14 protein-coding genes and 2 pseudogenes are annotated in these 10,204 nt (G+C 65.1%); 6 read left to right on the top strand and 10 right to left on the bottom strand.

The genetic code is table 11. The features are described from left to right. Positions 1–213: transposase (locus tag ABN028_RS34665; protein WP_502879259.1), on the bottom strand; the 213-nt coding region annotated here is incomplete at its 3' end. Between the two features lie 48 nt (positions 214–261). Next, the gene (locus ABN028_RS34660) at positions 262–612 is read right to left on the bottom strand and encodes a helix-turn-helix domain-containing protein (RefSeq protein WP_349699578.1); all 351 of its coding nucleotides are present in this window, start codon (positions 610–612) and stop codon (positions 262–264) included. A 67-nt stretch (positions 613–679) separates the two neighbouring features. Between ABN028_RS34660 and ABN028_RS34655 the strand changes: the two genes are divergently transcribed. Further along, a complete protein-coding gene (locus ABN028_RS34655) occupies positions 680–1,015 on the top strand; it encodes a hypothetical protein (protein ID WP_349699577.1) in 336 nt (111 codons plus the stop codon). Between the two features lie 475 nt (positions 1,016–1,490). Here the strand turns inward: ABN028_RS34655 and ABN028_RS34650 are convergent, their stop codons facing one another. From ABN028_RS34650 to ABN028_RS34635, 4 genes and pseudogenes are all read right to left on the bottom strand, one after another. After that, positions 1,491–2,066: a nucleotidyl transferase AbiEii/AbiGii toxin family protein gene (locus ABN028_RS34650; protein ID WP_349699576.1), complete on the bottom strand. Its 576-nt coding sequence runs from the start codon at positions 2,064–2,066 to the stop codon at positions 1,491–1,493. 132 nt (positions 2,067–2,198) lie between these two features. Next, complete coding sequence (locus ABN028_RS34645; protein WP_349332256.1) at positions 2,199–2,936, bottom strand: class I SAM-dependent DNA methyltransferase; 738 nt, start codon at positions 2,934–2,936, stop codon at positions 2,199–2,201. Between the two features lie 262 nt (positions 2,937–3,198). Beyond that, positions 3,199–3,657: pseudogene (locus tag ABN028_RS34640) on the bottom strand (phosphotransferase); the annotation flags it as partial. Positions 3,658–3,675: 18 nt separating this feature from the next. Then, positions 3,676–4,812, bottom strand: coding sequence for an MFS transporter (locus tag ABN028_RS34635; RefSeq protein ID WP_349699581.1), 1,137 nt, complete (start codon positions 4,810–4,812; stop codon positions 3,676–3,678). A gap of 19 nt (positions 4,813–4,831) precedes the next feature. Between ABN028_RS34635 and ABN028_RS34630 the strand changes: the two genes are divergently transcribed. The 3 genes from ABN028_RS34630 to ABN028_RS34620 are packed head-to-tail and all read left to right on the top strand — an operon-like array spanning position 4,832 to position 6,358. Further along, entirely contained in the window at positions 4,832–4,981 is a 150-nt protein-coding gene (locus tag ABN028_RS34630) for a hypothetical protein (protein WP_349699580.1), read from the top strand. 14 nt (positions 4,982–4,995) lie between these two features. Next, entirely contained in the window at positions 4,996–5,493 is a 498-nt protein-coding gene (locus tag ABN028_RS34625; RefSeq protein ID WP_349699579.1) for a hypothetical protein, read from the top strand. After that, a complete protein-coding gene (locus ABN028_RS34620) occupies positions 5,384–6,358 on the top strand; it encodes a sulfotransferase family protein (RefSeq protein ID WP_349699575.1) in 975 nt (324 codons plus the stop codon). The genes ABN028_RS34625 and ABN028_RS34620 overlap by 110 nt, the downstream gene beginning before the upstream one ends. Positions 6,359–6,469: 111 nt before the next feature. Here ABN028_RS34620 and ABN028_RS34615 read toward each other — a convergent pair whose 3' ends face one another. Together ABN028_RS34615 and ABN028_RS34610 are read right to left on the bottom strand one after the other, a co-directional pair. Further along, entirely contained in the window at positions 6,470–7,123 is a 654-nt protein-coding gene (locus ABN028_RS34615; protein ID WP_349699574.1) for a hypothetical protein, read from the bottom strand. A gap of 11 nt (positions 7,124–7,134) precedes the next feature. After that, positions 7,135–7,533, bottom strand: a complete 399-nt coding sequence (locus ABN028_RS34610) for a helix-turn-helix domain-containing protein (protein WP_349699573.1) — start codon at positions 7,531–7,533, stop codon at positions 7,135–7,137. Between the two features lie 3 nt (positions 7,534–7,536). Between ABN028_RS34610 and ABN028_RS34605 the strand changes: the two genes are divergently transcribed. Beyond that, complete coding sequence (locus ABN028_RS34605; protein WP_502879258.1) at positions 7,537–7,779, top strand: hypothetical protein; 243 nt, start codon at positions 7,537–7,539, stop codon at positions 7,777–7,779. A gap of 337 nt (positions 7,780–8,116) precedes the next feature. Here the strand turns inward: ABN028_RS34605 and ABN028_RS34600 are convergent, their stop codons facing one another. Further along, entirely contained in the window at positions 8,117–8,518 is a 402-nt protein-coding gene (locus tag ABN028_RS34600; protein ID WP_349699571.1) for a hypothetical protein, read from the bottom strand. A 65-nt stretch (positions 8,519–8,583) separates the two neighbouring features. Further along, positions 8,584–8,780, bottom strand: a pseudogene (locus ABN028_RS34595) (hypothetical protein); the annotation flags it as partial. A gap of 81 nt (positions 8,781–8,861) precedes the next feature. Here ABN028_RS34595 and ABN028_RS34590 point away from each other — a divergent pair. Then, positions 8,862–9,668, top strand: a complete 807-nt coding sequence (locus ABN028_RS34590) for a TIM barrel protein (RefSeq protein ID WP_349332263.1) — start codon at positions 8,862–8,864, stop codon at positions 9,666–9,668. Positions 9,669–10,204: the final 536 nt, after the last annotated feature.

The following is a 10,204-nucleotide window of genomic DNA, read 5'->3' as shown; positions in this document are numbered from 1 at the left end:
CTCGGCCTCTTCGGTGGTCACACCCGCCCGCTTGCCAGCGTCGACCTCAGCGCGGCGAACCCACGTCCGCACGGTCTCAGGCGCACCGACGCCGAGCTTGTCGGCCACCGCGGTGATCGCAGCCCACTGCGACCCGTACTGCGGAGCAATCTCCGCGACCATTCGCACCGCGCGATCCCGAAGCTCCTCGGGGTACCTGCTCGGTTTTGCCATGTTCCAGATCCTCCCAACGAAGGGAGTCTCCGGACACGCCGGGAGGTGTCACAACAGCCGAGACGACCAATGCGTGACCCCCAGCTTCTTTGGTGGCGGCTTCAACGTCTCAGCGATGATTGCCGCGTGGTCGACCTTGCGTGGCCTGCCCGGACGCGAAGCGTCTTTGAGTCCTTCCAAGCCACACTCGGCGTAGGCAGCCCGCCGCGAGATCACCGTCTGCCTGCTCACCCCAACCAGCTCAGCGATCTCGGTATTCGACACCCCGTCCGCAGCCAGCAGCACAATCCGAGCCCGCCGAGCCAACCCCGCCGGCACCGAATGCGATCGCACCCACGAACCAAGAACGTCCCGATCACCGTCATGCAACACCAACGCCGCAGCAGGAGGATGAGCCATACCAGCATCCTCCCAGGAACAACCGTCCAATCATTAACGCCACGCCGTACTAGCGAACGGCTACCGGGTGGTTGTACCGCAGCTTCTCCTGCGTACAGAGTTCATCGACGAGCTAGCTGGGGCGGCGGCCGAAGCGCAAGTACCGTTCACCGAAGTCGTGCTGCTAGCCCCCACGCTCGAAGACGCGATAGTCCGCTTTCAACAAACGCAGAACGCCCTTGCTGCCTCGGGAATCCCGCATCCCCGGCAGGCAGTAGCTGACGAAATCGAAGCGATCAGCGTGTCGTACGAGCGGCTCAGCTCGCTTGCCAAACAACGGCCACAGGCCAAGGTGCTCTGCACGTCGTACGGCGACATCGAGGGTTCGTATCGATCCTTGCGCCGGATGATCGAGGGCAAGTGACGGCCTGCCCCCGAACGGACACCAGACACTCGCTTTGCAGCTTGACGTTAACCCCTGTGGGAGGTCTCCGGGAGAGGAGCACGGGGCCTCGAGCCTGTTGTTGCCGCAATGGGTTTGGCGGTTGGGAGAGCAGGATTGAACGGCACCGATGTTGGGTCAGAGCAGCGGGAGCAAGTTTCTGACTTCTGAGAGTCGGTAGGGACTGTGGACCTCCAGCGCCAGCCCATAGAGGCCCCGTTGCGCCGTTGAGATCATGCCGAAGCAGGAGTTGATGTGTCGCACCGCCTCCAGCACGGGGGGTGCAGCTTCTTGGTTGGCTGACAGAGAGCGTTCAGAACGGTAACCAGCCACGAAGGAAGTCCGTACCCTCAAGCCGTCTGGTGAGGGATCCTTGCGGGCATCCCGCATGGTCGCCGTCGGTTCGCCCCAGGCATCGACCGTTGTCGTTCCTGCGGGCGCATGTTCAGCGGTTCGTTCACGGAGCGCCCAGCCAACTGTCTAGTGCTGCCTCGAGATCCCGGCCGCGATGATAGCCGCGCTCGGTAATCAAAGCGATCAGGTGACGGGCGTCCTCGAGATCCTCGGCGTCCGCCCGCTCGATCAACGTACGCAGGTCGCGGTCGCGTTTCTCGCTACGCCGCCAGCAGAGCTTGACCGCGATCAGGTCCCCGATGCGGGCGACCGGGATCGTCAGGCCCGGCGGGACCTCCAACGACTCCGCCGCCCCCACGACCTCGGGCTCGACGCCGGAACTCGCGAAGAACAGGTCGACGCCCACGTCCTCGCCGGCGACAGGTGAGAGCAGCCGTACGGTCGCGAGTCGACCGGTCTGGTCGTGCAGGATTGACTCCCTCGACCGGTAGCCGGCCGCGAGCAGGTCACGGACACGTGCCTTCGCCGCCGCATCATCGGGCGCTGCGACGGCGATGTCGACATCCGCGGTGGGTCGCGGCTCCGCCCGCGCGCAAACGGCGAGGCCGCCGACCAGCGCCCAGTGCGAACCGAGGTCGTGAAGATCGCCCACGATCTGCCGGAGGGCCTCTTCGAGCATGATCACGAGGATCCACCCTTGCAGTCACCGACGGACGTGGCCAGAGATTTCCGCGCGAGGCAAGCACGACCTGTCTGCCCGATGACCGATCCCTGACGGACGGACGTCGACCGGTGATGGCGCGTCCTCAGCTCAGGCGGGCTTGCGCCATACGGAGACGTGCTTGGGGCTCTCATCGGTGAACGGGTGGCCGTCCCAGTCTGCGACGCGACGCTCGAGCTCGAGGCCGGCGATTCTGGCCATCAGGTCCAGCTCGGCTGGCCAGGCGTACCGGAATCGCCCCGCGCCGCGGCGCCAGGTCCCGTCGGGCTCCTTGGTGAAGTGGTGGGAGGTGCACATCTGGTGCACCAGGTCATGGGTGTCGAACCCGAGGTGATGCTCGCTGACGTCGAACGGCGCCGCGAGCTGGCCGGGTGGCAGGCGACGCAGCGGCGGCACCCAGAGCTCGATCAGGAACCGGCCACCGGGGGCCAGATGTCGGGCGGCGTTGCAGAAGCACTCCACCTGCTCGTCCTGAGTGAGCAGGTTGGAGATCGTGTTGAAGACCAGATAGACCAACGCGAACTCGCCGGGCACGTGCGTCGTCGCCATGTCGCCGACCGTCACCGGCAACGTCTCCACGTCGACCTTGGTCCGAAGCTGGTCGACCATCGGCTGCGACAGCTCGATGCCGACCACGGGCACCCCGCGCTCCCGCAGAGGCACGCCGACCCGGCCGGTTCCGATCGCGAACTCCAGCGCCCTGCCGTCGCCGGCGAGGTCGGCCAGGAAGTCCACGGTCGGCCCGAGCACCTCAGGCGAGAACATCTCGTCGGACAGGTCGTCGTACCGCCGCGCGGTCTCCTCGTCCCAGAGCGCACTGCTAGTCACGTCCGCCGATCCTGCCCCTCCCGGTCCAGACCGCCAACCGAATTACCGCACGGCGTTCAGCCTCGAGCCGGTGTGGCGGCCGGCACAGCGTGGGCCGAGGTGCTGTCCGTCGTGCCCGGCGTCAGCTCAACATCGACGCCGGGCTGGTCGTAGACGGGTGCCGACCAGCAGCGAGTCAGGAGCCCTCGTCGAGCCCGTGTTTGTTTGGGGATCGGACACGCCTCGGCCCGTCCCAATGATCGGCGGCCCCGTAGCTGATATTTCATGCGTACGACATGTATGGCTCGTGCAGGCGCTTCACGAGGTCCTTGGAGCGCAAGCCTTCCCGGATCCAGGCCAGCCTCCCCAGCGTGGGGAGCATGTCGTGCTCGGCGTCGCTGAGTGGACGCACGGACTCGTAGCCGTCGATGACGGGCGCTCTCACTAGCTCGGGAATCCGCGTGTAGTAGACGGCGATGTCATAGGCGCGCCAGCTGTATCCGCACAGGTCGAAGTCGAACCACGTGATCTCTCCGTCGGCGGTGAAGTTGTGGTTGAGTCCCTGGACGTTGCCGTGCACGATGCCCCAGCCGCCAGGTCCCGGATCGAACGCCCGGATGCGGCGTCGAATGTCGGCAATCTGCTCCATGATGAAGGTGACGTCGGCCGGCGGGTCCGTACGCAAAGAGGTCCGTAACTGCTCCAGCCACCGGTCCAGCAGAGTCTGCTCGCCGAGCGTATAGCGATCACGACCCTGCGGTCACCGAGGTGGACGGCGTAGGTGTCGTTGAGACCGGAATGCAGAAGCCGGCATTCGTCCGGCGTCCCGAACGCATACTCGGTGGCGAAAGTGCCCTTGCGGACGACGCTTGATGATCGTTGCCACCCCCTCCGGCGGCTGGTTCTTCCGGAGGGGTGGTTGCTGCGTGGGTTGTGGGTGGGTGTCATGGTCGGGTGTGGCGGCTCGGGCCGGTGATGGCGATGAGTGCGCCGATGGTGAGACCGTTGCGACGGTGAGTGCCGCGGTGAAGCCGTTGGTGAACACGTCGGGGTTGGCGTATCCACCGGCGTTGGCGAATGCCGCGCCGAGGATGGCGATGCCGAGCATGCCGCCGAACTCGCGCACCTTGCTGTGTACTCCGGCTGCCTGTCCGAGTGCGTTGTTTCGCACCGCGCTGAGGACTGTGTTTTGTACTGCGGGGAAGACGGCCGAGGCGCCGATGCCACTGAGGATCAGTGGCCCAACGATCTGGGTGTAGCCGGTGCCAGGGGCGGCGATCAGTGCGAGCCAGAGCATGCCTGCGGCTTGGAGCAGTAGGCCGGATACGCGGACGATCCGGTTTCCGTAGCGGTCGGCGAGTGCGCCGGCCAGTGGGGCGATGAGTGGCATCGTCCCGGTCCATGGGAGCAGCCGCAGTCCTGCCTCGATCGGGTTGTAGCCGAGACCGGTCTGGAGGAACTGCGCCATCCAGAACACCACGTCGAGGATGACGGCGGAGTGTAGTAGCGCGGCGATGTTGCCGGTGGCGAATCCGCGGCTTTGGAAGAAGGCGACCGGCACCATCGGGTGCGGGGTGTGACGTTCCCATCCGAGGAAGACGATAAGCAGCAGTGCACCGACTGCGAGCCCTCCCACGACCTCTGTCGCGGTCCAGCCAACCCCGGCCGCGCGTACCAGTGCCCAGATCAACCCGAGGGCCGCGCAGGTGACCAGGATCAGTCCAGGCAGGTCGAGCGGCGCCCTCGCGCCGTGGGTTTCTGGAACCTTCCGGAAGAGCAAAGGCAGGACCATCAAGCCGATCGGGACGTTCAGCCAGAAGATCCACTCCCAGCTTGCTAGCGCGGTCACTGTTCCGCCGAGGGCCGGCCATCTCGACGGCGACCGGCTGGCCCGGATCTACAGCGAGCTCGATCTCGTGGCGGCAGAGTGCCTGCGCCAAGGCACGTGGGACGCGCTGAACCCAGCCGAGCTGGCGGCGTGCCTTTCTGCCCTTGTCTATGAGTCTCGTACGCCTGAAGACGTGGGTCCGCCCACCTACCCGGTGGTGCGGCACGCGAGGCGCTAGGCAATGTCGTACGGATTCGGGGCGATCTCGATGCGCTCGAATCCGATTTCCGGCACGACTTTCTCCGCGAGCCCGACCTCGGCTTTGCGTGGGCGGCCTACCGCTTGGCTTCCGGAATGTCCCTCACCGTGGTCTTGGACGAGTCAGGCCTTGCTGCTGGCGACTTCGTACGGTGGGTGAAACAGATCATCGACCTGGCCGATCAGATTGCCGACGCGGCAGGCGAGGGTCCACTCCGTCGCACTGCCCGCGCCAGCGTCGACGCTCTGCGCCGAGGCGTCGTGGCCTTTGCGTCCGTCGGTCCGACGCCGACTGAGCGAGCGTCACGCTGGGTGAGCGCGGTCGGTCTCGGAAAGCGTTTCGGACGCCCGAGGACGGCGTACATGACTATCTTCTACGGCCATGAACCTTCTCGAGATCTCCCGGGCGGAACGGGAGGCCGCGCCTGTGTTCATCGTCGGCGAAGCACGCAGTGGTACCACCATCCTCAGCCGCATCCTGGAAAAACATGAGGCCTTCCGCCCACGCGAAGTGAACCTCAGGGAGAGCGCCGTCATGGCTCATGCCAACCAGAACGCGACGTACGGACCGCGCCTCCCAAGCAGCCTTCACGGCTATATGGGAGATTCACAGCGATATGAGGACTTCCTCGCCTCGCTCGCGCCGATTCGGCATCTGATGCGCACCGGTATCGTCCTTCAAAAGAGAATCCCATCCCAGCGTGCAAAGGACCTGATCTGGGCGGCCACCGGCCATGTCCTTCTCGTGCGCTCGTACTTCCACCATGCTCGGCTCGTCCGTGGCGCGAGGAGAGTCGTGGAAAAGACGCCCTCGCACATCCACCACGTCAACCGGCTGCTGCGCTGCTATCCGAGGGCACGACTGATCTACATTCACAGGCACCCAGTAGACGTCTACAGCTCCTACGTTCGCAGGTCTCAGATCGATCCGAAGTCGCGCAGCTGGACCAGAATGTCGCTGAAGGCGTTTGCGAAGCGGTGGGAACAGCGGACGACGCTGGCGATCGAGGCCGCGGATCGCCTGCCCGACGCCTTCCTGCTCCTGCCCTACGCCGACTTCACCGGTGACGCCCAGACGACGATGAAGCGGGTCTGCCATTTCGTCGGCGAGGAATTCGATCCAGAGATCATCATGGAACGCGAGCCAGACCTCACGCGGCTCAAGGAGACACCACATGTGTACGGGCAGATCGTCACCAAAACAAAGGACTGGAGCGACTACCTGAGCGCTGAGCGCGCCGCGCGACTACAGGAGTTGCTGGCCCCGATGATGGCCAGGCTGTCCTACCCGCCGTACGGCGACCCCGACCGAAGGGCAGGGGCATCGCCCGGTGCTCGCCACGAAATAGGACCGTAGGTGTCCTAGTTGGTGGCTACGTTCGGGCCATGACGACATCGCTGCTGAAAGCTGAGTTGCTGGAGTTGTCTGCTTGGGACTGGCAGCGCTTCCGTGACCGCATCGATGGTCTCACTGATGTGGAGTACTTGTGGGAGCCGGTACCGGGCTGCTGGTGGGTACGCCGGGGCGAGGACGGGCTGTTCTACTGCGACGGCAGGAATCCACCCTTGATCCGCCGCCGTTCACCACGATTGCCTGGCGGCTTTTGCCATCTGATGGGTGATCCTCCCGAGGACAACCGCGACAGCTGGCTCGGCTTCCCATCCGATTCTGGAGACTCGTTGTGCGGTGCCCGGGACGGCGGCGGACGCGATCGTCGAACTCGAACGACGCCACGAGTACTGGCACGGCAATCTCGCGGCTCTGGACCCGGACAGGCTCGCCGAACGACTCGGACCGATCGCGGGACCGTACGCCGAAGACACCAAGGCGGGCTTTGTGGTTCACTGCCTCGACGAACGGATCCACCACGGCGCAGAGGTCGGTGTCCTGCGAGATCTGTACCGCTCGAGTCGTCCGCAGGAACCGTTTGTCGCGGCTTGTCTGCGCGGTGACCGCGGCACCGCCGAGTTGCTGCTGCGCGAACTCGTTGACCAGGTCCAGGACGCGGCGGTAGAACTCCTCGGCGTCGGCGTCGGCGTCGTCGATCCAGGCGTAGCGCTTGATCGCGCGGAGATTGTCGTCGATGTGAGCGGGAGCGGCCTCGGCTGCCCACTCGGCCATTCGGTTAGGGATCAGCTCGGTCTGTTCAGGCGTGATCTGGCCGACGTAGAAGACTCGGGCAGTTCTCCCGTAGAAGCGTTCCTCCCGCCCCGGATCATGCGCGTTCGTACAACCTTGAGCATCCCGGCCTCGGCCAGCAGATCGACGTGATAGGCGACCGTGCTCTTTGGGCGCTTTACGGCGGAGGCTAGTTCTTGCACCGAGGCCGCCCTCTCGAGCAGTAGTTCGAGCAGGGTGCCGCGGAAGGAGTCGAACATCGCCTTGAGCTCCTGGGTGGACGTGACGATGCGCACGTCGTCGAGTTCGTAGTCCGGCACCTGCTCGAGGCAGCCGATCGAGAGCTGTACGAGGAAGTGGGGGGTCGGCTCAAGGGTCCGCTGGAATGGATCGGTGCCTTCCGGGTCGATCACAGCGTGGCCGGACCGTACCGGCCGCACTTGCCGTTTCCGATCTCTTACTGGGCGTACACGGCTGCAGATATCGAGCTGGTCGCCGAGCCGACGAATCCCGATGACGGCGAGCAAGTGACTGCGGTTCAGGTACTCCCGATCGATGAGGCGATTGAGTTCCTGTCGGTGTTCGATGACGGCCCACTGCTCGACGCCGTGAAGCTGGCCCACGCGCTCGAACTGGAAGCACCAGACGGTGCCCGGTAGACCGTCCTTTGCCGGACACTCGGCTGCATCAAGACCGTTGGCGAGGTGTCCGCGGCGCTGAGCCGATGCGCGTTCATGCGGACAGCGCCAGCCCGAGGGGCGTCAGGTTCCGTAGCTTCACCGCCGGTCGGGCGGGACTGTCTAGGCTCTGCGGATGTGACTGTGTTCCACGAGGAGATGATCGGGCGCGCGGTGGCCTGGGGTCAGAACGCTGATGAGGTCGCAGGGCAGGTTCTGTATGGCTCGCTGGCGCAGGGGCGTGGGCGACGGTTGTCCGACGTGGACATGGTGGTCGTGACGGGCCGGCGATTCGCCGGAATGCTCGCTTGCGAGCGCCTTAGGAGGAACTCAGAGCGTCCAGCGGCGCCACGGGAACGATGCCGTCCGCCCGACGAGCCAATGCCTCATCGATCGTGACCAGCGCATCGGCCTGAAGCCGCGTCACGGCGAGGTACTCGGCATCCCCCATAGTGTCCCACCCCTGCTCCCGGGCGATCCGCCAGGCTGTGCGACGGGAGACCCGGTCGCCCAGCAGCCGCATCTTCACCTCGGTCAGGCGCTCGTGCATTCGCAACGCCTCGACCTCGTCGAGCTCACCGCATCTGACCCGTTCGAACAGCAGCGACAGTGCCTGCGACCGCACCGGATTTGGTGCGACAAGCTGGTGATCGGGACTGATCTGCACACCGGTCGACACGATGTGCAGCAAGGTCCTGGCGTCGACCACGTAGCGCGTCATGGCTTGCAGAATACGGCAGGCCGTCCCCGACCGTCCCGAACCTGTCGATGCAGATTGAGTCGTGATCAATGGGTCGTTCGGGTGAGATCTTTGATCCAGATCATCGAGGCTCGACGGTGTAGGCTCGCGAGGTAACTCTCCGGGGTCTTGTCGTACCTGGTGGCGATGCCTCGCCAAGCCTTCAGCTTGTTGATCAGCCGTTCGACGGTGTTTTTCTCCTTATAGAGAGGTCGGCGTCATGGCTGATGGGCCGGCCGCCCCGGGTGTCAACGGCGGCTGAATATGGAGCCGGTAGACGGCACACTGTGTGTCCTCCAGTGCACTGAGAAAGGTTGCGATCCCGATGTACGAACTCTCGGCCAACCTCGAGCTCCTTTTCACCGAGCACGGCGGGCGAGGTGGCGAAGCGGGCGACAGCGCCGCTGACCGTGTGCGGGCCGCCGCCGAGCTCGGCGTACCTTCGGTGGAGATCTGGCTCTGGCGAACCAAGAACCTCGACGAACTCGCCGAGACACTGCACGCCACCGGCACGGCGCTCCAGGTGATGTGCGTCGAACCGATGGGCCACCTCGTCGACCCATCGACACACGACACGTTTCTCACAGCCGTGGCCGCATCCGCGGCGGCAGCCGACAAGCTCGGCTGCCCCTATCTCGTGGTCACTGCCGGCCAGGACCGGCCGGGTGTACCTCGATCGACCCAACACCAGGCCATCGTGGACGCGCTTCGCCAGGCGGCACGGGTTCTCGAACCCTATGATGCGACGCTGCTCCTGGAGAATCTCAACTCCAGGGTCGACCACCTGGGCACATTCCTGGACTCGACCACCGAATGCCTCGACATCCTCGACGAGGTCGCCTCACCACGGGTCAAACTCCTCTACGACCTCTACCACTCCCTCGTCATGGACGAAGACCCGGAAGCCGTGCTCGCCGGGCGTACGCAATGGCTCGCCCATGTCCAGATCGCCGACGTCCCCGGACGTCACGAACCCGGCACCGGTTCGGTGGACTGGCCCCGACAGCTCACGATCCTGCAAAAGCTCGGCTACACCGGACGGATCGGCCTGGAATACACCCCCACCGCCACCTCCGCCCGCTCGCTCGATCACATTCGCGAGAGTGCCCAGGCGGCGGGCTCGGTGCAGTAGGCCTCGCTCGGCAACACAGCCTCTCCTTACGTCTAGCCGAACGCACCGTAGTCAAAGGTGGTCGTTCGCCCATGGCCCATCGCTTGCCATCGCGCCACGGCAATCGGCCGAATTCGCGGGTGTCGAACCCGGGGATCCTCATCCGGACGCTGGCCCTGTATCGGAACGCAAGGTCAGCGGCTCAGCCACTCACCAAGGTCAACGGAACAGTTTTTGCGCGGCCCGGGAGGGCACTCGGCGACGACTCTGGAATCCTGCGTGACTGATCTGACCCCGGGCATCAGCTCTTCGGACAAGCCAGTTCCCGGACCCACAACCATCAGTAACCCTAAACCGGCCCTCGCCGCGGTGTCTTGAGACAAAGGTGAGCCTAGGAAGGGCGCCTCGCTCACTCGCGGTTGGCGTCGGCAGCTAGTGCCGCGTCAAGCAACGTTGGGTAGGTAATCGGGGCGTCGGATCTTGGAGTTGATGGCGAAGTGGCGTTTGGGGTGGCAGCGCTGGTTGCGCCAGCGGATATAGCCAGCGATCGCGGTCTG

The sequence above is a fragment of the Actinopolymorpha sp. B17G11 genome (assembly GCF_040196095.1).
GTDB lineage: Bacteria > Actinomycetota > Actinomycetes > Propionibacteriales > Actinopolymorphaceae > Thermasporomyces.
This window is presented reverse-complemented; position numbering and strand designations above follow the sequence as displayed.

What these genes read in the sequence shown, in the direction of transcription:
- ABN028_RS34660 (WP_349699578.1), bottom strand. Translation starts at nt 612, where the DNA reads ATGGCTCATCCTCCTGCTGCGGCGTTGGTGTTGCATGACGGTGATCGG.
- ABN028_RS34650 (WP_349699576.1), bottom strand. Translation starts at nt 2,066, where the DNA reads ATGCTCGAAGAGGCCCTCCGGCAGATCGTGGGCGATCTTCACGACCTC.
- ABN028_RS34620 (WP_349699575.1), top strand. Translation starts at nt 5,384, where the DNA reads ATGAACCTTCTCGAGATCTCCCGGGCGGAACGGGAGGCCGCGCCTGTG.
- ABN028_RS34615 (WP_349699574.1), bottom strand. Translation starts at nt 7,123, where the DNA reads ATGGCCGAGTGGGCAGCCGAGGCCGCTCCCGCTCACATCGACGACAAT.
- ABN028_RS34600 (WP_349699571.1), bottom strand. Translation starts at nt 8,518, where the DNA reads ATGACGCGCTACGTGGTCGACGCCAGGACCTTGCTGCACATCGTGTCG.
- ABN028_RS34590 (WP_349332263.1), top strand. Translation starts at nt 8,862, where the DNA reads ATGTACGAACTCTCGGCCAACCTCGAGCTCCTTTTCACCGAGCACGGC.